Annotated in this window: 24 protein-coding genes; 11 read left to right on the forward strand and 13 right to left on the reverse strand. The window is 71.6% G+C overall.

From position 1 onward, the window contains the following. Positions 1 to 190: 190 nt before the first annotated feature. Positions 191 to 1,156: a hypothetical protein gene (locus tag FB454_RS24930; protein ID WP_030269025.1), complete on the reverse strand. Its 966-nt coding sequence runs from the start codon at positions 1,154 to 1,156 to the stop codon at positions 191 to 193. A gap of 228 nt (positions 1,157 to 1,384) precedes the next feature. Here FB454_RS24930 and FB454_RS35045 point away from each other — a divergent pair, with 228 nt between their 5' ends. Together FB454_RS35045 and FB454_RS24935 are read left to right on the forward strand one after the other, a co-directional pair. Then, on the forward strand, positions 1,385 to 1,549 hold the full coding sequence (locus tag FB454_RS35045) for a hypothetical protein (RefSeq protein ID WP_222433941.1): 165 nt from the start codon (positions 1,385 to 1,387) through the stop codon (positions 1,547 to 1,549). A gap of 7 nt (positions 1,550 to 1,556) precedes the next feature. After that, positions 1,557 to 2,489 (forward strand): AEC family transporter, encoded by a 933-nt coding sequence (locus FB454_RS24935; RefSeq protein ID WP_030269026.1) that lies wholly within the window; start codon positions 1,557 to 1,559, stop codon positions 2,487 to 2,489. 6 nt (positions 2,490 to 2,495) lie between these two features. Here the strand turns inward: FB454_RS24935 and FB454_RS24940 are convergent, their stop codons facing one another. Further along, on the reverse strand, positions 2,496 to 3,149 hold the full coding sequence (locus FB454_RS24940; protein WP_013285888.1) for a Type 1 glutamine amidotransferase-like domain-containing protein: 654 nt from the start codon (positions 3,147 to 3,149) through the stop codon (positions 2,496 to 2,498). Between the two features lie 143 nt (positions 3,150 to 3,292). Further along, entirely contained in the window at positions 3,293 to 3,655 is a 363-nt protein-coding gene (locus FB454_RS24945; protein ID WP_145823621.1) for a nuclear transport factor 2 family protein, read from the reverse strand. 137 nt (positions 3,656 to 3,792) lie between these two features. Between FB454_RS24945 and FB454_RS24950 the strand changes: the two genes are divergently transcribed. Next, complete coding sequence (locus FB454_RS24950) at positions 3,793 to 4,374, forward strand: dihydrofolate reductase family protein (protein WP_030269029.1); 582 nt, start codon at positions 3,793 to 3,795, stop codon at positions 4,372 to 4,374. A 110-nt stretch (positions 4,375 to 4,484) separates the two neighbouring features. Here FB454_RS24950 and FB454_RS24955 read toward each other — a convergent pair whose 3' ends face one another. Next, on the reverse strand, positions 4,485 to 5,477 hold the full coding sequence (locus tag FB454_RS24955; protein WP_145823622.1) for a hypothetical protein: 993 nt from the start codon (positions 5,475 to 5,477) through the stop codon (positions 4,485 to 4,487). Between the two features lie 85 nt (positions 5,478 to 5,562). Beyond that, on the reverse strand, positions 5,563 to 6,000 hold the full coding sequence (locus tag FB454_RS35195) for a mycothiol transferase (protein ID WP_198039646.1): 438 nt from the start codon (positions 5,998 to 6,000) through the stop codon (positions 5,563 to 5,565). Between FB454_RS35195 and FB454_RS24965 the strand changes: the two genes are divergently transcribed. Continuing rightward, the gene (locus FB454_RS24965) at positions 5,987 to 6,739 is read left to right on the forward strand and encodes a GNAT family N-acetyltransferase (RefSeq protein WP_013285892.1); all 753 of its coding nucleotides are present in this window, start codon (positions 5,987 to 5,989) and stop codon (positions 6,737 to 6,739) included. The genes FB454_RS35195 and FB454_RS24965 overlap by 14 nt on opposite strands. A gap of 58 nt (positions 6,740 to 6,797) precedes the next feature. On the opposite strand, the gene FB454_RS24970 is transcribed toward FB454_RS24965, so the two are convergent. Further along, positions 6,798 to 7,499, reverse strand: coding sequence for a hypothetical protein (locus tag FB454_RS24970; protein ID WP_232236614.1), 702 nt, complete (start codon positions 7,497 to 7,499; stop codon positions 6,798 to 6,800). A gap of 165 nt (positions 7,500 to 7,664) precedes the next feature. Between FB454_RS24970 and FB454_RS24975 the strand changes: the two genes are divergently transcribed. Both FB454_RS24975 and FB454_RS24980 read left to right on the forward strand, forming a co-directional pair. After that, entirely contained in the window at positions 7,665 to 8,408 is a 744-nt protein-coding gene (locus FB454_RS24975) for an SDR family NAD(P)-dependent oxidoreductase (RefSeq protein ID WP_013285894.1), read from the forward strand. Between the two features lie 110 nt (positions 8,409 to 8,518). Next, positions 8,519 to 8,896 carry an MmcQ/YjbR family DNA-binding protein gene (locus FB454_RS24980; RefSeq protein WP_030269034.1) on the forward strand — a complete coding sequence of 126 codons (378 nt, stop codon included), beginning with the start codon at positions 8,519 to 8,521 and terminating at the stop codon, positions 8,894 to 8,896. A 96-nt stretch (positions 8,897 to 8,992) separates the two neighbouring features. On the opposite strand, the gene FB454_RS24985 is transcribed toward FB454_RS24980, so the two are convergent. Further along, positions 8,993 to 9,460: an SAM-dependent methyltransferase gene (locus FB454_RS24985; RefSeq protein ID WP_013477100.1), complete on the reverse strand. Its 468-nt coding sequence runs from the start codon at positions 9,458 to 9,460 to the stop codon at positions 8,993 to 8,995. A 100-nt stretch (positions 9,461 to 9,560) separates the two neighbouring features. Here FB454_RS24985 and FB454_RS24990 point away from each other — a divergent pair, with 100 nt between their 5' ends. From FB454_RS24990 to FB454_RS25020, 4 genes are all read left to right on the forward strand, one after another. After that, positions 9,561 to 10,418: a PhzF family phenazine biosynthesis isomerase gene (locus tag FB454_RS24990; RefSeq protein WP_145752409.1), complete on the forward strand. Its 858-nt coding sequence runs from the start codon at positions 9,561 to 9,563 to the stop codon at positions 10,416 to 10,418. A 264-nt stretch (positions 10,419 to 10,682) separates the two neighbouring features. Then, positions 10,683 to 11,051: a YciI family protein gene (locus tag FB454_RS25000; protein WP_013477097.1), complete on the forward strand. Its 369-nt coding sequence runs from the start codon at positions 10,683 to 10,685 to the stop codon at positions 11,049 to 11,051. 352 nt (positions 11,052 to 11,403) lie between these two features. Further along, entirely contained in the window at positions 11,404 to 12,150 is a 747-nt protein-coding gene (locus FB454_RS25015) for a dienelactone hydrolase family protein (protein WP_145823623.1), read from the forward strand. A 9-nt stretch (positions 12,151 to 12,159) separates the two neighbouring features. Then, positions 12,160 to 12,567 carry a VOC family protein gene (locus tag FB454_RS25020; protein ID WP_013285901.1) on the forward strand — a complete coding sequence of 136 codons (408 nt, stop codon included), beginning with the start codon at positions 12,160 to 12,162 and terminating at the stop codon, positions 12,565 to 12,567. A 90-nt stretch (positions 12,568 to 12,657) separates the two neighbouring features. Here the strand turns inward: FB454_RS25020 and FB454_RS25025 are convergent, their stop codons facing one another. Both FB454_RS25025 and FB454_RS25030 read right to left on the reverse strand, forming a co-directional pair. After that, on the reverse strand, positions 12,658 to 13,047 hold the full coding sequence (locus FB454_RS25025) for a VOC family protein (protein WP_145752413.1): 390 nt from the start codon (positions 13,045 to 13,047) through the stop codon (positions 12,658 to 12,660). A 26-nt stretch (positions 13,048 to 13,073) separates the two neighbouring features. After that, positions 13,074 to 13,268, reverse strand: a complete 195-nt coding sequence (locus FB454_RS25030) for a helix-hairpin-helix domain-containing protein (RefSeq protein ID WP_013285903.1) — start codon at positions 13,266 to 13,268, stop codon at positions 13,074 to 13,076. 214 nt (positions 13,269 to 13,482) lie between these two features. Here FB454_RS25030 and FB454_RS25035 point away from each other — a divergent pair, with 214 nt between their 5' ends. Beyond that, a complete protein-coding gene (locus FB454_RS25035; protein WP_425311449.1) occupies positions 13,483 to 14,874 on the forward strand; it encodes an alpha/beta hydrolase in 1,392 nt (463 codons plus the stop codon). A 12-nt stretch (positions 14,875 to 14,886) separates the two neighbouring features. On the opposite strand, the gene FB454_RS25040 is transcribed toward FB454_RS25035, so the two are convergent. The 4 genes from FB454_RS25040 to FB454_RS25055 form a co-directional block, all read right to left on the reverse strand. Further along, positions 14,887 to 15,948, reverse strand: a complete 1,062-nt coding sequence (locus FB454_RS25040) for a hypothetical protein (RefSeq protein ID WP_145823624.1) — start codon at positions 15,946 to 15,948, stop codon at positions 14,887 to 14,889. A 33-nt stretch (positions 15,949 to 15,981) separates the two neighbouring features. After that, positions 15,982 to 16,302, reverse strand: coding sequence for a PadR family transcriptional regulator (locus FB454_RS25045; RefSeq protein ID WP_114920211.1), 321 nt, complete (start codon positions 16,300 to 16,302; stop codon positions 15,982 to 15,984). A gap of 41 nt (positions 16,303 to 16,343) precedes the next feature. Further along, positions 16,344 to 16,841, reverse strand: coding sequence for a YcxB family protein (locus tag FB454_RS25050; RefSeq protein WP_145823669.1), 498 nt, complete (start codon positions 16,839 to 16,841; stop codon positions 16,344 to 16,346). Between the two features lie 95 nt (positions 16,842 to 16,936). Beyond that, positions 16,937 to 17,680: an SAM-dependent methyltransferase gene (locus tag FB454_RS25055; RefSeq protein WP_145823625.1), complete on the reverse strand. Its 744-nt coding sequence runs from the start codon at positions 17,678 to 17,680 to the stop codon at positions 16,937 to 16,939. Between the last annotated feature and the right edge of the window lie 43 nt (positions 17,681 to 17,723).

Raw genomic sequence — 17,723 nt, forward strand, 5'->3', positions numbered from 1 at the left:
ACAACCGCCCATGATCGACGGTGGCTGCACCCGTTCACACACCACACCAAGCCCCAGCTCAGCCAAGGTCAACATCCCCGGCTGGAGTACTAGGCGCTGGGCGGGTCGAGATCGGGTGGGGATCCTTCCCGCAAGACTCCTGGATGCCGGTAGGGCAATCAGCAGGCGACGTTCACGAACTGGGTTGGGCTCACTCGTCGTGGTAGTGGGGGTCGGCGGCTTCCTTGCGGGCCCAGTCGCGCATATCGCGGTAGTGCTCGGCGGTATGCCACGGTTCCTTGCGGACGAAGTCGCTGCCGATGGCGTCGTAGAGGGTGCAGGCCTGCTTGAAGTACCGGCCGTAGGTCAGCGCGAAGGCGAAATAGTTCCAGAGGATCGGTGTCAGGGTTGTGGTCTCGTAGTCGTCATGCCAGAACGACTGCTCGGCCGCGTCGTAGATCTCCGAGGCAACGTCCGGCCGTTGGTAGTACCGGTTTTCCCCGTTCTCGCCCTCCCAGCGGAAGTTGCGATGCACCTTCATGATCACTAAGGGGACGTTGGTAGCGGGGCGGGCCGCGGTTCGCTCCCGGGCGAAGCGGAACGCTGCGTCCCAGCTGCCGCCCCACTTGGGCAACAGGCAGTCGAGCATTTCCTCGTGCCCGAACAGATGTGACGGATCGATCTCGATAAGTCGATTGAATCGCCGCCAACGCTCCACGGCCGGTAGCTGGCGGTAGCGGCTCAGGGCGATCTTGTAGCGCCACGCGTCGGCCATTGCTGGATGGCGGTCCAGGGCCTGATCGAGCAGGTTTTCGGCGAGTTCGAGGCGCTGGAACCAGACGGGCCAGGCCTCCTTGGGTACGGTGTTGGCCCAGCCGTCGCCGCGGGCTTCGCCGGCCCAGGAGATCGCGCGGGCGCCGCCGATGAGTAGCGGCAGCGGATCATCCGGCTGGGCCCGTATTGGTCCGTCGATCCACTCCTCGACACCGGGGGTAGCGGCAGCCACCGCGACGTAGTACATGAAGTGCTCTTTGTCGGCCGCAGCGAGGATCCTGCGGGCCGCGTCCCACTCGCGATCCAGCAGCGCCTCGTTCAAGAGTTCTGACTCGTCGTCGAGGAAGCCGCCGAACGCGAACTCGCCGCCCGAGAGCTTCTGCTTTTTCTTGAAGAGCCGCACAGCGGTGCAGGGTAGTGGATCTCTCGCGCGTTGTGGATCATGCATTCGGCCGCTACCCGGCGGGACAAGGTTTTGCAGCAGCGCCCAGTGCCATCCGCTCATCCGCAGAGCCGTGAGCGCTGGCCCTGTCCCGAGGGCGATGCGAGGCTGAACGCGTGGCTTCCCGATCGATGTACGCGTGGCCAGCCCTGGGCTGCCCGTCGGCTTGGTAGGCACCGTGGACGCGCGGTGTACCTGAAGACCGGCGAGAGTGCGGTGGAGTGTCACGGAACCGGGCTCACCCGGCGGCAGGTCCAGCACACCCGCGCCCAGGTGGAGATCGTCGCCGGGCTTCTCGGCTCGTACGCTCCGGACGTCCGCCGGTCCCTGACCTGGCGCGACGCTCGCCGGTGACTCCCGTATGAGCTTGGTGTCGGCGTTCGTACCCATCTGGATCCTCACCGCGGTCGGCTACGCGGCCTGCCGTTGGGGCCTGCTGGGCGAGGCGGCGGCGTCGGTGCTCGGCCGGTTCGTGTTCCACCTTGCGATGCCGGCCGCCCTGTTCCTGGCCCTGTCCCGGATGCCGCTGTCCGGGTTCGCCGGCCGCTCGCTGCTCGCCTTCGCGGTGAGCACCGTCGCGGTCGTCGGGTTCGGGTGGGCCGGCGCGAGCCGGCTGTTCGGTCGCGAGCCCGGCGAACGGCCGATCTGGGGCATGGCCGCCGGGTACGTGAACTCGGCGAACCTCGGCATCCCGATCGCGACGCAGGTTCTCGGCGACGTGTCGTTCCTGGCGGTGGTGGTGCTGCTGCAGGTGCTGGTGGCGGCGCCCGTGATCCTGGTCGCCCTGGACCGGCACAGCGACCCGGCCGGGCGGATCAGGGTGCGCCGGATCGCCTCCCTGCCCGTACGCAACCCGGTGATCCTGGCGTCGCTGCTCGGTGTCGCGTGCTCGGCTGCCGGCCTGCGCCTGCCGTCGGCGGCCGCCGCGCCGCTGACGCTGCTGTCCGGTGCCGCGGTTCCGGCCGCCCTGGTCGCGCTCGGCGCGTCGCTGCACCGCACGGCGCCGTCGCGGGCAGAACCGGCCGAGCCGGCCGGGGCGGCCGAGCTGGCCGCGGTCAGCGCGCTGAAGCTGGTCGCGCAGCCGGTCATCGCGTACGCGGCCGGGCTGGCCCTGCACCTGTCCGCGCCACAGTTGCTCGCCGTGGTGGTGTGCGCGGGCCTGCCGACGGCGCAGAACACGTTCATCTTCGCCCAGGAGTACGGCGTCGGCGAGGCGGTGGCCAACCGGGCGGTGGTGGTGACCACGACGCTGTCGCTGGCCACACTGGCCGTGGCGGCGACGCTGCTCGGGTAGCCACCGCTACGAGGGGAACCGCCTCCAGTGCCCCTCGGAGACGACCTCGACGGTGCCGTCGGTCACCTTGATGGCCGTCTGGTCGTCGATCGCGTACGCCGGACCGGCGATCTCGGCCACCCACTTCTCGGCAGCGGCCATGGTGTTGTCCGGTTCGAGGCCCAGGTGCGGGAAGATCGAGAAGTCGACGAGCCCGAGTGTGCGGTCGTCGGGTGCGGACTGCCACTCGACGAATTCCGTACCGATCCGGGGGGTGAGCACCATGCTGCCGGCGCTCAGCCCGACCCAGACGGTGTCCCGCAGCGACGGCAGGAGGTCCGCCAGCCCGGACTGCCGCATCCAGTGGCACAGGTACGTCGCGTCGCCGCCGTGCGCGAGCAGGACGTCGGCCTCCCGGACCCAGGGGATCCAGTGCTCCTGGCCGATGCTGGGCAGCGCTGTCAGTTCGAGGACGCCCAGCGACTTCCAGCCCAGGCCGCTCATCGGGAGCGGTGTCTGACCGGTGATGAAGCGCCAGGCCGAGGCCGGTCCGCCCATCGGGTACGCCGCCGTGGGGATGCAGAGGGCACTGGATTCGGCGATCGGCTTGCCCAGCAGGTCGACCAGCGCGTCGCGGATGCTCGGGTTCTGGACGCCTGCGGATGTGAGGAGAAGTTTCACGCTTGCCTCCTGTACGTAGCGGTCATGACGCTCTTCCCCCGAGAGTCGGGAGATCGGGTGCACGGGAATACAGACCGGACGCCGAAACGAAACTCATCGCCGATTCGGATGCATGACCAGCGGACGTCGATGAGGACGTGACGTCACTCGCGGATCTCCATCTCTGTCACCAAGCCGTCGCCCAGGCGGTAGACGTGCGTGACGGTGTGGTCGGCGAGCTTCGCTCCGGCCCTGTCGTGGACCACCTGATGAACGGTGACGGCGATGCGGCCGTCGGCCTCCGTGCGGAACGCGGTCGGCGTGACGACGGGCTCGATCTGGTCCCACTGCCGGCGCCAGTAGGCACCCACCTGGTCCCGGCCGCGAACGACGCCTCCTTCCCAGCCGTTGGGCCACGAGACGTCGGGCGCCATGGCGGCCAGCAGAGTGGGGATGTCACGCCTGTTGAAGGCCGCGTAGAGGTTCGTCAGCAGGGCCTGGGGAGTAAGGCGTCCGGCCGGATCCATCCAGCCAGCATGGCCGGTGGACGAGACCTCATGAAGCCCACTTCGCGGTCAGCAGAACGCGCGAGCGTCCGGCTGGAATCGTGTTCGTAGGCTCCCGGCCCGCTAACTTGGGGGCACCCAAGGCAGAGGAGAGCCCCGTGGGCACTGTCGTCATGTACAGCTCGGTGTCGGTGGACGGCTTCGTCGCGGACGAGAACGACCAGCCCGGACCGCTGTTCGACTGGTTGACCAGCGGTGACGTCCCGTTGGACGCCAGCGGTGCGTTGAGGGTGTCGCAGACGTCCCACGACTACATCCGGCCGTACTGGGACCAGATCGGGGTGACGGTCGTCGGCCGGCACGTCTTCGACCTGACCGACGGCTGGGACGGGAAGCCGCCGAGCGGGATCGACCACGTGGTCGTCGTGACGCACCGGCCGGCGCCCGAGGGCTGGGACGCCGAGGCGCCGTTCCACTTCGTCGACGGCGTCGAGGCAGCCGTGACCAAGGCGCAGGAACTCGCCGGTGACCGCATCGTCGAGGTCGCCGCCGGCGACGTCGGAGGCCAGGTGCTCGCCGCGGGCCTGGTCGACGAGGTACGCATGGACGTCGTACCCGTGGTGCTCGGGTCCGGCAAACGCTACTTCGGGTCGGTCGACGCGCAGCACCTGCTGGAGGATCCCGACGTGGTGATTCAGGGCAACCGGGTGCTTCACCTGCGCTATCGGGTGCGCCGTTGACCGCTCTGATCCGCGGCTGCCGACACCGGCGTCCACCCACCACGCGCTGCTGGCCGGCGGCAGCGGACGCGTGTCCGACGCCGAACGGGTACGTCGGCAGGGCGGTGCCGTCAGAGCAGTGCGAGTTGGCCCGGCATCGGCTCGTCGTCGAGGCGAGCGCCGAGCTGCCACAGCCGGAGCTGATCGTCCTCATGATGACGGGTGAGCCATCGGCCTGGCCGGTACGAGGGGTGGACGGCGCCGGATCCGTGGTGGTGCGGGTAGCGCACCTGGGAGCGGCACCGGAGGCTGAGCGCCGACAGCAGTAGATGACCCTCGGCGCTGTTCGGCAGGTCTGCGGTGTTCAGAGCGGCGAGGATCAGCTTCTCGCTCAGGAACACCGCACGGTCCACGTGTCGGCAGCTCGGGAGGCTCGGCGGCGTGCCCGGCAGGTCTTCCAGGTGTCGTTCTGTGATGACGGCACCGGAGGCGACGTCGCGGACGGACAGGAACCCGTCGAGCGTCTGGGTCAGGTAGCGGCCGCCTGCCGGGCTGAAACCGGCGAGACCGCCACCGGCCAGCGGCCGGGACACGATGCGCTCGGCGTCGAGCCGGATGAGCATGGCGCGTGACCGGGAGGGATCGAGCAGCGTCAAGCCGGTCCAGACGCCCTCGGGTGAGTGCATGAACCAGGCGGCCTCGGGACCGGGCAGCGGCGTGCGATGGATCTCCGTGCCGCTCACACCGTGGACGGCGACAAGTTCCGCGGTGTCGCCCAGACGGATCCAGAGGACATGGTCGCCGTCGAGGTGGAAGCCGGCGCCGGCGCCGGCGCCGGCGCTGCCGCCGAGCCGATCCCAGCTGCTGCGCCACCGAACCGTGCCGTCGTGGTCGAGCACGACGATCTGATGCGCGTCGCCCGCCGCGACGAGTCGACGGGTGGCACTGACCGTCATCGGCGGGTCGTCGAGAGGCGCCGCCAGTCGCGTCACGCGACGCAGGTCGTGGTCGAGCAGGCTGACGGTGACGCTGTCCCGCTCAGTGACCGCCCAGCCGAGGCCGGTTGCCTCCGTGACATGCCGCATGCCGGGCAGCCGCACCTGGTTGATCAAGCGGGGATGCATCGCGGCAGCATAGAGCCATTTCGGCGAGCCCGTCGGGCCGTCTGCGCGGACGCCCGTGCTGCATACCGCACTCGTCGGGCTCGGTTCAGCGTGGTCCCAGCCCGGTGCGCCCGTCGATCAGCTCGCGTACGGCGTCCAGGTGACCTGCGTGCCGAGCGGTCTCCTCGATGACGTGCAGAACGACCCGTCGCAGGTCGGTGGTCTGCGACGCCGGCGTCTCGTCCGAAAGACCTCGCCGCGATCTCGGACCACAAGCGAGATGATTCTCGACGCCCGGCCGTACGCGATTGACACGTCCAGGTCGGGAAGGGCAAGGTTGCAGTCGGCCACGCGCACCGCGTGGGCACTCTGCATGAGGGAATGACGCCTGTGATCCGGGTAGGCCGAGCGGCCGCCTGAGTGTCGACCACGCGACTGACGACCGTCGCGTGCCTGCGACACGGCGGGGCGGCCCGACGTTTCCTCCGCCCGTCGCAGCTTCTCTCATGCATCGAGGTTTCCCGTTGAGCATGGATGCCCGCATCCAACAGTCCGTCGTCGTCAACCTGTCCCGCCGGCCCGCGCCCGTCGAGGTGGGGCCCTTCGTGATCGGGCTGGACCCGACGACGACCAGCCCGTACGTCAACTACGCGACGCCGCGTCCCGGCGCCGCCGTGACCGCAGCCGACGTCACCGCCCTGGTCGCGGCGTTCCGCGCCGCGGACCGCAGACCCCGTCTGGAGTACGTCACCAGTTGTGCCCCCGATCTGGAGGCGCTGCTGACCGCCGCCGGCTTCACCGTGGAAGCCCGGCACACCTACCTGGTCTGCGTGCCGGGCACGCTGGCGTCGCCACCCGTGCCGGACCAGTTGAGCCTGTGCGAACCGGGTACCGACTCCCGGCGCGCCGCGCTGGTCAGCGTGCAGAACGAGGCCTTCGGCGGCGATCCGGTCGCCTCCGATGCCGACGTGGCTCGCCTGCGGCGCCAGCAGGACGCCGGGGGCGTGGTCGTCACGGCAGTCACCGAGGGCGGTGGCTGCGCGGGCGGCGGCGGTGCGGCCGCACCGGTCGGCGCGGTCAGCGAGGTGGCAGGCATCGCCGTTCGCGCGCCGTACCGCCGCCGGGGACTGGCGTCTGCGATCACCGCCGAGGTGACCCGGCGGCTGTTCAGCGCCGGTACGGAGGTCGCCTGGCTGGAGGCCGGCGGTGCGGAGTCGTGGCGGGTCTACGAGCGCGTGGGCTACCGGCCCGCCGGTCAGCGGCTCTACATCGCCATGAACTGAGGACGGAGGAACCCGGGCCGGGTGAGTCACCCCCCTCGCGCGCCGGCGTGAGGGGGGATCAGGCGGTCAGCTGGTTCGCGTCGAGCCAACGTCGCCAGCTCACCCGGGTGACATTCCGCTCCGGATGCTCGGCCACATGGAGGACGAACTGCGCCCGCAGCCGAACCAGGGGATCGTCGGCGTACGTCAGCGTCTCCACCTCGTGGAAGAACAGCGGGTCGGAGAAATGACGGACCAGGCCCGCGTACATCCAGTCCTTGCACCGGTACGGGCGCCTCAGCGCCGCGAGGGTCAACGCGGCGAGCTGTGGCTCGACGCCCTCCGGGACGCCGGCCCGACGGAATCGGTGCAGGAGCACCTCCTTCGTCCCCCAGCGGGACCACATCGACGACTCCCGCGCTCCCCACTCGTCGGGATGGTCCGTCTCCCACTGCAGGTACAGGACGGCGTACGGCGCCCACCGGGCGCGTCTGTCGAGGTCGTCGTCAGGGGAGTCCCGGAAGGCGCCGAGAGGAGCATCGATCGTCTGCCCCTGATGCCGGCAAAGGCGGGCGTGCGCCTCGTCCATCGCCGCCTGGAGCCGAGCCTGACTGGACCTCGACCGGTAGTGCGCCGACCACAGGCCGTTCCACTCGTCCAGCGCGTCGCTCGCCGCGGCGAGGGCTGCCTGGTGACGGGCCAGCGCCTGGTGACGCGTGCCCCGGTCGCTCGCGACCAGGTCGAAAAGCCAGGAGTAGTCACCGCTCGGCTCCACCAGCATCATGGCAGCTTGCCATCCGCGCCCTTCCGGGAAGCAGCGGGAGACAGAGGTTCGGGAAGAGAAGGTGGATTTCAGCCAGGCCGCTCGTGACGTCCGTGAGGGGTCGCGAACGCGGCGTCCGATCCCCGCCGGACAGCCGGCCCGTCGTCGACCAGGCTTTCCCGCATGAACAACGCACTCGACGGCAAGGTAGCTCTCGTCACCGGCGGTGGCCGTGGCATCGGCGCGGCGGTGGCCCTGCGCCTGGCCGAGGACGGCGCCGACGTGGCGCTGACGTTCCAGCAGAATCAGCGACGCGCCGACGACGTGGTGGACCGGATCAGGGCCGCGGGTCGGCGGGCGATCGCCGTGCGGGCCGACAGCGCCGACCCGGCGGCGGTGATCGCGGCGGTGGACCGGGCGGTCGGTGAGCTGGGCAGGCTGGACATCCTGGTCAACAACGCGGGCGCGTTCCTGCTCGGGCCGCTGGAGCAGTTGAGTCTCGACGAGTTCGAACAGACCGTCGCGGTCAACGTCCGGGCGCCGTTCGTCGCGACGCAGGCCGCGGTGCGCCACATGTCGGCCGGTGGACGGATCGTCAACATCGGCAGCAACACGGCCGAGCGGACGGTCTTCCCGGGCTTCTCGCTGTACGCGATGAGCAAGACCGCCCTGATCGGCCTGACCAAGGCGCTCGGGCGCGAACTCGGCGGCAGGGCGATCACCGTGAACCTGGTGAACCCCGGTGCCACGGACACGGAGCTGAATCCGGCCGACGGTCCGAACGCCGACACGATCAACGGGTTCACCGCGCTCGGCCACTACGCGCAGCCGGCCGACGTGGCCGCCGCGGTGGCGTTCCTCGCCGGCCCGGACGGGCGCTACGTCACGGGGGCGACTGTGAACGTCGACGGCGGATTCACCATCTGACCTTCGGGAACGGCCGGGGTCGTGACCGGGCGCTGGTGGCCTGCCCACCGCGGGGCGGAGCGGCGGCTAGGCTGTGCCGGTGTGGAAGGCGGTGTCCCCTGGTGACCGTCATGGTTGACGCGGACGACGTCCGCCGGGTGGCGTTGTCGTTGCCCCACGTGGTCGAGATCGACAGTGACGGCTTCGACTTCCGGGTCGCGGGCAAGGGGTTCGTCTGGTCCTATCCCGAGCGGACGCCCGGCAGACCGCGGCGCATTCGCACCGACATCGCCGTGCTGTACGTGGGCGACGAGGCGGAGAAGCAGGCGTTGCTCCTCGGCGAGCCCGACCTCTTCTTCACCACGCCTGCGTACGACGGGTCACCGCTGGTCATGCTGCGGCTGGCGCACGTCGGTGTCGAGCGCCTGACGGAGCTGGTCACCGACGCGTGGCGGATGCGTGCCCCCGACTCGTTCGCCGGTGACCCCGACGAGGCCGCCGGCGGGTGACGCCGGCGATCGGGCTTCGTCGAACCAGACCTTCTCGACGAGGGTCGCGTGCTTCACCAGACGCGGCAGCGTGGTCCGGCAGGCAGGCAGAGACCGCTACGGCTGGAAGTACTCGGACATCATGCTGCTGACCCATTCCGGCTGCCGGACGTTCGCGGGGACGAACTCCTCGAGCACCGGCTTCAGGTCGATGACGGGCGTGCCTGACACGGCGTCGAGGCCCACCACCGTCAGTTCGCGGCCGTCGACGGACTCGATCCGGCAGCACGTCACGCCGATCCGGTTCGGCCGGCGGGGGCCACGGCCGGCGAACACGCCCATCGGCGGCAGGTCGGCCCGGCCCCGGTAGGGGCGGGGCTCGCGGTGGTCGCCGTCGTCCGGGAACCGGTCGAAGACGAACAGGACCTCCACGTGGGAGAACTCCTCCAGGCCCTGGAGACATGCCTCGCCGAAGCGCTCGTCGACGACGATCGTGCTGCGGACGGCACCCCAGTTGTCGCTGTGCTGGATGTCCGTCCGGTCGTTGCGGACCGTGCCGATCGCAGTGATCTCGAAGCCGCTCATGACCGGAGACTAGTTCCGCATCGATCGCTCCGGGGCCCCGTGTCGCCGTGAGCCGGTCACGGGGCACACGAGCCGGACGGCCGGCGCTAGGCTCATGATCATGGACGTTCTCCGATACGCGGCGTTCACCGCCGACCCCGCCGGTGGCAACCCGGCCGGTGTCGTCCTGGACGCCACCGGTGCGGGCGACGCCGAGATGCAGCAGGTGGCGGCGCAGGTCGGCTATTCCGAGACGGCGTTCCTCGTGCCCGCGGGCGGGGACGGCCGGTTCACTGTGCGCTACTTCAGCCCGAAGGCGGAGGTGCCGTTCTGCGGCCACGCGACGATCGCGTCGGCGGTCGCGTACGCCGAGCGGCACGGCCCCGGCGTGCTGCACCTGGACACCCGCGCCGGACTGGTCGAGGTCGCCACGAGCGTGCAGGCCGACGGCACCACCACCGCCACGCTGACCAGCGTCGCGCCGCGCACCGAGCCCATGAGCGCTGAGGACCTCGCGGTGCTGCTCGCCGCACTGCGCTGGTCGCCGGACGATCTCGACGCGACGCTTCCGCCGCGTGTCGCGTACGCCGGGGCCTGGCATCCGATCGTGGCCGCCGCGACCCGGCAGCGCCTGGCGGACCTGGACTACGACATGGCGGCGTTGAGCGCGCTGATGGCCGACCGTGACTGGACGACGATCGACCTGGTGCACCGGGAGTCCCCGCTGGTGTTCCACGCGCGCAACCCGTTCCCGCCCGGCGGTGTGGTCGAGGACGCCGCGACCGGGGCGGCGGCCGCCGCGTTCGGCGGCTACCTGCGCGAGCTTGGCCTGGTGCAGCCGCCCGCGACTGTGACCGTGCGGCAGGGCGAGGACATGGGGCGTCCGAGCCTGCTCACCGTCGCCATCCCCGCCGGACCCGGTGCCGGGATCGCGGTGACCGGCACCGCCGTGCCCATCCCTGAGGAGGACGTGCGATGAGGCCGGACCACTACGGCGGTTTCGTCACTTCGACGGGCAGCGGGCCACGCTCACCTACTGGCCGTTGCACGCGATGACGAAGGCGTTCACCGGCGCGGGTTTCCGCCTCTCGGTGATCAGCGAACCGCCCTCCTCACCCGACACCCCGCACCGGTCGCACAACGACTGGACCCGCTGGGTCCATGGCGTCGGATACCGGGCGGCTCGTTCGTAGTACGGGTGAGAGGCGGCCTGACCAGGCCGCCCGGACAAGGGAGTCATGGCATGCCGCGGTACCTGATCTCGTTCAACGACGGCGCGATGGACCACATCCCCGTCGAGGAGATCCCCGAGGTGGGCAAGGACGCGCACGCGGTCATCCAGGAGGCCGTGAACGCGGGCGTGTTCGTGTACGGCACCGGGCTCGAACGCCAGCAGGCGAGCATCGTCGGTACGGACGGGTCGGTCACCGACGGGCCGTTCCCGGAGACCAAGGAGGTCATCGGCGGTTTCGTGGTCCTCGACGTGGCCTCACGCGACGAGGCGCTGAAGTGGGCTGCCAAGATCGCCGTCTCGTGCCGCTGCGCCCAGGAGGTCCGGGAGATCATGCCCGACCCCGAGACGGAGGCGATGCTCCGCGCGGCGGGCCGGTGACAGGTCCGAAGTCGACGCGACGACGGGGTGGGCGTGGCACCCGGACGGCAGCCAGGCCCTCCATGATCGTTAGCCAGGTCGCGGCAGTCGTCGAACCGCACCGGGAAAGACGCCCGGCCCGCTTGCGTGAACTCGGGAACGAGTCGCTTCCCCTCGGTGCGCGTCGGATGGCCGGGTGCGGCGAAAACCGGTTGGCGGTCCCGGCGAGCGCTGCTAGCTTGCCGATGGCCGTGCCGGAGAACGAGGGAGGTGGTACCCGTGACCGCAGTATCGACATGGGTGCTCCCCTCGGGGGTCACGGCCGGGCGACAGGTCGTCCGGGAGCGCCGTCGCACTCCCGAAAGGCACGACCATGCGATTCGTCTCCGACCAGCGCCTCGCCGACGGCGTCCGCGAACGTGAGTTCACCCTCGGCGAGATCCCGGGCATCCTGTGGACGCCCGCATCCGCGCCCACGTCGGCCCCGCTGATCCTGCTCGGCCACCCGGGCGGACTGCGCCGGATGTACCCCCGGCTGGTGGCCCGGGCCCGCGACTGCACGGCGCAGGGCTTCGCGGCGGCCACCCTCGAACTGCCCGGCGGCGGGGACCGGCCCGCGTCCGCCGCAGCCGAGCAGGCCCGCGCCGACCTGCGCCGGGCACTGGCGGCAGGCGAGCCGGTAGCCGACGACATCGTCGACCGGCTCGTCCTGCCGCTGGTGGAGAAGGCGGTCCCGGAGTGGCGGGCCGTGCTGGACGCCCTCCTCGCACTGCCGGAGATCGGCGGTCCGGTCGGCTACTCCGGCGGGGTGATCTCGATCGGCGTACGGCTGGCGGTGGTCGAACCGCGCATCGTGGCCGCGGTCCTGTTCGCCGGGAGCTTCGTGCCGCGAGCGATGTTCGCCGAGGCGCGGCGGGTCACCATCCCGCTGCACGTCCTGTTGCAGTGGGACGACGAGGGCAACGACCGGCAGATGGCGCTGGACCTGTTCGACGCCTTCGGCTCGGCGGAGAAGACGCTGCACGCCAACATGGGCGGCCACACGGGCGTACCGCGGTTCGAGGGGGAGTCCGCGAACCGGTTCTTCGGCCGGCACCTGCGGACGCCGCCGAGCTCATAGGGTGGACGCATGACGCCCGTGACCGGACTGGACCACGTCGTCATCGCCGTGTCCGACTGGCGGGCCGCCACCGACTTCTATCGCGACGTCGTCGGCGCCGAGGTGATCGGCGTCGGCGGCGACCGCGTCGCCTTCCGGATCGGCCCCCACCAGTTGAGCGTGCACGGGCCGGGTCTCGACCTCGGCGGCAACGTCGCCCGAGTCCCGGTCCGCCCGGGCAACAGCGACATCTGCTTCGTCTGGGCCGGGCCGATCGAGGAGGCGGTGGCGCACCTGCGGCGGCACGACGTCGAGGTGGAGACGGGACCGGTCCGGCGGGTCGGCGCCGGTGGCGCCGGGACCAGCGTCTACTTCCGCGACCCGGACGGAAGCCTGCTGGAGTTCATCTCCTACCAGGATTCCTCGCAGCAGCCGTAGGTCCTTGCCCTGCCAGCTCGCGGTCCAGCTGTGCCAGGGGCCGCCGGGGTGCGTGAAGCGCGCGGAGCCTCGACGCCCGATCTCGGTGCGTCACGCGGACCCGCCCACCGGCGACGCCCAGGTGGGGCGCCGGATCAGGCAGAACGGGTGGCCCGCCAGGTCGGCGTACACGTGGTCGCCCGGCAACCGCCGCGCGCCCAGGGCGAGCACCGCCTCGCCCGCCGCGTCCTGGTCGTCGACCATCACGTCGAGGTGCATCTGCTGCGGCACGGCCGGATCCGGCCACGTCGACGGCGTCAGCCCGGGGGCGCGCTGGAACGCCAGCCCGGACGCCGCCGTACTCGCCGACACCACGGTGAAGTCGTCGTCCGCGTACGTGATCGGGTCGCCGAGGACCGCGCTCCAGAACCGCGCCTCGGCCATCGGATCCGGGCAGTCGACGATCAGATGGTGGAGCCGCCCGAGCGGCACAGGGATCACCCCGTTCCTGGCCGTGCTGCCGGGCGTCAGCTCAGCCGCAGGTCGTGCTCGTCGAGGGCGGCCTCGATGACGCCCAGCGCCTTCGGTCCCATGCCGTGCAAGCGAGCCAGCTCCGCGCGCGGCACTCCGGCGAGCTGGCGCAACGTGGTGTAGCCGGCGGCGGTCAGCGCCCGCGTGGCCGGTGCGCTGATCTTCGGCAGGCGGTCCAAGGACGAGGTCATCGCCCGATGCTAGACCGCTGGCACCCGGCCCGATGCCCCCCGCGAGCGCCCGGCCGGCAGATGCGGACTCGCCTCCGTCGATGCGGCACTCGGGGCGGCCTCGGGGAAAGGCCCGACGGGTATATCGGGGCGTTTCCGTATGGGACTCGGGTGGAGTGCCGCTGAAGAATCGATGAGCATCCAGACACCGGGAGGTGCCGTGTTCCGACGTACCATGGCCGTCGCTCTGGCCGCGCTCACCGTCCTGGCGGGACTGCCCGGCGCGGCGCGCGCCGGTCTTCCGTCGCAGCGGCTCGTCTGGACCGAGTGCGCCGACGACCTGCCGGACGTCCCGCCGGATCCGCGCGTGCGGTGCGCCCGGCTCCGGCTGCCGGTGGACTGGGCCCGGCCGAACGGCCCGGCGTTCGACCTCGCCGTGGCACGCCGGTCCGCGCGCCTGCCGGAGCAGCGGGTGGGCACGCTGGTGTTCGGGCCGGGCGGTCCCGGCGACTCGGGGGTGGAACGCATCCGCAGGGGCGACCGGTTCAGCGGCGAGTTGCTGGACCGGTTCGACCTGGTCAGCTTCGACCCGCGCACCGTGGCCCGCACCGCCGCGCCCGTCTGCACGCCGGATCCGGCGTTGCGCAGGCCGCCCGTCCCGCTGGCCGGCCAGGCCAACTTCGACGCCGCCGTGGCCTACAACCGGGCGCTGTGGAGCCGGTGCCGCCCGACCAGCCCGGTGTTCGACCACGCCGACACGCTCAGCACCGTCCGTGACCTCGACGCGTTGCGGCGTGCGCTGGGGGAGCGGCGGCTGTCCTTCCACGGCAGCTCGTACGGCACCCTGCTGGGCCAGCAGTACGCCGAGCGGTACCCCGGCCACGTGCGGGCCGTCGTGCTGGAGGGCGTGTTCGACCACAGCCTCGACGTGCGGTCCTTCGTGCGGACGCAGGCCGCCGCGTTGCAGGACGCGTTCGACGAGTTCGTGTCCTGGTGCGACAGGTCGGCGGACTGTGTGCTCCACGAACGGGACGTGCGATCGGTGTGGGCGCGGGTGCTGGCCCGCGCGGACCGTGGGGAATATGCCCCCCGTACCGCCTTCGACGTCACCGCCGTGGCGCTCGGTATGCTCGCCGGCCCGCGCTGGCCGCAACTCGCCGCGATCGTGCGGGACATGGACGCCGGTACGCCGCCACCGGAGGTGAATCTCTCGATCTCGGTCGCGGCGTTCTGCGCGGACTGGCCCGCCGAGGTACGCGACTACGCCGAGTACGCCGGCCTGGTCCGGGAAGCCAGGGCCGCCGCCCCGGACGTCCGGTACGGCGCTGGTCTGCTGGCCGTGCAGACCTGCCTGGGCCGGCCGTCCCCGGTCCGTAATCCGCCGCACGAGCTGAACGTGCACACCCGCACGCCGCTGTTGCTGCTCAACGCCCGGCACGATCCCCGTACCGGCTACGCCTGGGCGGTGAACGTCGCCCGGCAACTCGGCCGGCACGGACGCCTGGTCACCTACGAGGGCTGGGGCCACGGCACCTACCAGCGCAACGACTGCACGACCGCCGTGGTGGACCGGTACCTCGTCGACCTGACGGTGCCCGCCCCCGGCACGCGCTGCCCGGCGAGCTGACCCGGCACGCCGCTAGACCGCCGGGTCTGGTGCCCCGGCGAGCGTACGGCCCGCCGGGCGCCGGTGCGGCAGCGCCGCCAGGCCCAGCGCGAGGAGCAGCAGGACCGCACCGAGCAGGAACGGCAGCGACAGGGTGGGCTGGCCGAGCCACTCCCACGGCACGTGCCAGCGGGGATGCGGCTCGCTCAGGTGGTGCGTGAGCATCAGCGGCGCGCTCAGCAGGATCGGTGCGGCCCAGAACACCATCGCGACGCCGTACAGGACCTTCGCCGGGCCCTGCACCAGCGGGTGCCGTCCCTCGGTGCGGCGGCTGGCCCAGCCGAACAGCACCCAGCCGCCCAGCGTGCCCAGCGCGAAGGCGAGCAGACCGGCGGGGTAGGCGGCGGCGGGGGTGGCGCGGCTGAGGGCGAGGCTCATCGAGCCCTCGGCGTTGATCTGCACGGCGAGGATGTGGTCGCCGCGATCGGCGTACACGGTGATGTCGGAGGGGATGGACGCCGGGTCGCACTGCGGACTGCCGGGGATGCAGCCGTACGCGTCGGTGTGGACGGGCGCGCTCCGCTCCCACCCGGCGGCGTCCAGGCGTTGCCGCAGGTCGGTGAGGCCTCCGGCCGGTGCCTGGTCGAACGACGCGGTCAGCTCGGCCAGCGCGTACTCGCCGCCGTCGCCGAGGAGCAGCTCGGACAGGAGGTCCTCGCCGAGCGGGTGGCCGTAGATGAGGAACACGGCGGGCGGGTCGTCCTGGTCGAGGTGGCTGACCTGCCGGTCCGGGTAGAGCTGCCCGACCACGGCGGCGAGGTCCCGGTGGTCGAGCGGGCGGGAGCCGAGCCACGCGAGCCAGGTGCCGAACGACGCGGCGAACAAACCGCAGACCACCGCGAAGACTGCCGCCCAGGCCACCACGGAACGGCTCGCCGGCCGTCCCAGCCGGGCGCGCAGACCATGACGTACGAGATTCGCCGCGACCCGGCCACGCCGGTGGGCCGAACCGACGTCCCGTACCGTCTCCAGGATCTCGGCCCCGCGCGCGCGGCGATAGTCACGGGGGTAGGCCAGCAGCAGCCAGCGGTGCATGGGTTTCTCCCTACGGTGCCGCGACGGCGGGGGTCAGGCGGGGCGAGGGCGCAGAGCGCGCAGCCGGGTCTCGGCGGCGGACGCGAGCTGCCGCAGCCGCTCGGTCTGGCGTGCCAGTTCGGCCCGGCCGTCGGCGCGCAGCCGGTAGTAGCGGCGCAGCCGGCCGTCGACCACCTCTTCGTGGCTGAGTTCGACGAGGCCCTGCGCCACCAGCCGGTCCAGGGCGGCGTAGAGCGTGCCCGGCAGCAGGTTGACGCGACCGCCGGACAGGCCGGCGACGTCCTGGATGATCCCGTAGCCGTGGCGCGGCTCGTCGGCCAGCGCGGTCAGGATCAGGAAGGTCGCCTCGCGCATCTCACTCACCGAGGCAACATATACAGCCGATCAATACATGGTCAACGGTCGCCGAGTAGTTGCCGCTCGGCCATGAAGGCGCGCAACGTCCCGGCGTCCTCGGCGGACATCAGCCACCGGGGGATCACCGTGGCCGGCATCCGCCCGACGTACACGATCCAGAAGTCAGGGGTCTGGGTGACGCGCGTGACGCCGTCCCAGGCGATGCCGCCGGACTCCGAACCGCTGCGCATCATGATGTTGCGGTCGTCGATGTCGTAGCCGCCCTCGACCGCGTAGCCGCCGGAGCGGCGCCGGGCCCGCCACCGCACCCACGGCGCGTACAGCATCGACAGCACGCCGGCCACGATCAACGCGGTCCACAGCGACGCGAAGCGGCCACCCCGCTCCGACGCCTGCGAGGCGACCCACCCGATCACCCCGATCGCGGCCAGGGCCGCGCCGATGTAGCCGAACCGGCGCAGCCGGGCGGCGGCCAGCGCGGCGGCCACGCGGGCCGGATAGGCGGGATCGGCCGGTACGGCGAAACGGATCTGCATCGGCACCGAGGACCACCCACCGGACTCGTGTTCTGGACGGCGGGAGCGCTGTCCCGCGAAGACGTGCGGGTCCACGGTACCGGGGCTTCCGGCTCTCAGATCCGCCGCAGCACGAACGTCACGAAGCCCAGCATGTTCCGGTACCCGCGCAGCCACTGGTCACGGTGCTCGCGGGCGGCCGTCAGCGCCCCGGCGGCGTCCGGGTGACCGGGGTTGTCCAGCGCCCACTCGGTGAGCGAACCGGTCCACGACCACTCGTAGTCGTCCCACTCGGCGGTGTCGCTGACGTGCGCGTACACCGGGGCCCAGCCCGCCTGCCCGGCGGCGTCGACCAGACCGGCGAGGTCGGCGTGGTCGTCCGGTTTCGCGCCCAGCGCCGCCAGCGCGTCCGACGTCGGCGGCACCTGCCAGAATCCCTCACCCACCATCAGGATGCCGTCGGGGTTCACGTGCCGGCCGGCCAGCTCCAGCGCTCCACCGAAGCCGCCGAACGCGTGCGTCGACCCGACGCAGAGCACCAGGTCGTAGTCGCCGTCCGGCACGTACGACCGGGCGTCGCGCTCGTGCAGCGTGAGCCGGTCGGCGAGGCCGCGCTCGGCGGCGGCCTCGGCGGCGCGTTCGAGCGCGTACGGGCTGAGGTCCACGCCGTCGGCGTGCCCGTCCGGGTAGTGCGCGAGGGCCTGCAACGCCCAGGCGCCCTCGCCGCAGCCGAGATCGAGGATCCGGGCCGCCGGCCGCCGGCCCGCCCGGCGCAGCAGCCGGTTGAGGTTGAGACCGGAGATCGGGGCCGCGATCGGGTGGTGCGAGTGCGCGATGCTGCTCAGGCGTTGACGGTCCATCGCCGCAGTCAACACGAGGACTGCGGACCCGCGCACGCGGGTT

This window comes from Micromonospora sp. CNZ297, from assembly GCF_007827625.1.

Excerpts from the sequence above, each read along its gene's own strand:
- FB454_RS24935 (WP_030269026.1), top strand. The coding sequence starts at position 1,557 with ATGAGCTTGGTGTCGGCGTTCGTACCCATCTGGATCCTCACCGCGGTC.
- FB454_RS24945 (WP_145823621.1), bottom strand. The coding sequence starts at position 3,655 with ATGGATCCGGCCGGACGCCTTACTCCCCAGGCCCTGCTGACGAACCTC.
- FB454_RS24955 (WP_145823622.1), bottom strand. The coding sequence starts at position 5,477 with ATGCATCCCCGCTTGATCAACCAGGTGCGGCTGCCCGGCATGCGGCAT.
- FB454_RS24965 (WP_013285892.1), top strand. The coding sequence starts at position 5,987 with ATGGATGCCCGCATCCAACAGTCCGTCGTCGTCAACCTGTCCCGCCGG.
- FB454_RS35195 (WP_198039646.1), bottom strand. The coding sequence starts at position 6,000 with ATGCGGGCATCCATGCTCAACGGGAAACCTCGATGCATGAGAGAAGCT.
- FB454_RS24970 (WP_232236614.1), bottom strand. The coding sequence starts at position 7,499 with ATGCTGGTGGAGCCGAGCGGTGACTACTCCTGGCTTTTCGACCTGGTC.
- FB454_RS24975 (WP_013285894.1), top strand. The coding sequence starts at position 7,665 with ATGAACAACGCACTCGACGGCAAGGTAGCTCTCGTCACCGGCGGTGGC.
- FB454_RS24980 (WP_030269034.1), top strand. The coding sequence starts at position 8,519 with ATGGTTGACGCGGACGACGTCCGCCGGGTGGCGTTGTCGTTGCCCCAC.
- FB454_RS24985 (WP_013477100.1), bottom strand. The coding sequence starts at position 9,460 with ATGAGCGGCTTCGAGATCACTGCGATCGGCACGGTCCGCAACGACCGG.
- FB454_RS24990 (WP_145752409.1), top strand. The coding sequence starts at position 9,561 with ATGGACGTTCTCCGATACGCGGCGTTCACCGCCGACCCCGCCGGTGGC.
- FB454_RS25000 (WP_013477097.1), top strand. The coding sequence starts at position 10,683 with ATGCCGCGGTACCTGATCTCGTTCAACGACGGCGCGATGGACCACATC.
- FB454_RS25015 (WP_145823623.1), top strand. The coding sequence starts at position 11,404 with ATGCGATTCGTCTCCGACCAGCGCCTCGCCGACGGCGTCCGCGAACGT.
- FB454_RS25020 (WP_013285901.1), top strand. The coding sequence starts at position 12,160 with ATGACGCCCGTGACCGGACTGGACCACGTCGTCATCGCCGTGTCCGAC.
- FB454_RS25030 (WP_013285903.1), bottom strand. The coding sequence starts at position 13,268 with ATGACCTCGTCCTTGGACCGCCTGCCGAAGATCAGCGCACCGGCCACG.
- FB454_RS25035 (WP_425311449.1), top strand. The coding sequence starts at position 13,483 with ATGGCCGTCGCTCTGGCCGCGCTCACCGTCCTGGCGGGACTGCCCGGC.
- FB454_RS25040 (WP_145823624.1), bottom strand. The coding sequence starts at position 15,948 with ATGCACCGCTGGCTGCTGCTGGCCTACCCCCGTGACTATCGCCGCGCG.
- FB454_RS25045 (WP_114920211.1), bottom strand. The coding sequence starts at position 16,302 with ATGCGCGAGGCGACCTTCCTGATCCTGACCGCGCTGGCCGACGAGCCG.
- FB454_RS25050 (WP_145823669.1), bottom strand. The coding sequence starts at position 16,841 with ATGCAGATCCGTTTCGCCGTACCGGCCGATCCCGCCTATCCGGCCCGC.
- FB454_RS25055 (WP_145823625.1), bottom strand. The coding sequence starts at position 17,680 with ATGGACCGTCAACGCCTGAGCAGCATCGCGCACTCGCACCACCCGATC.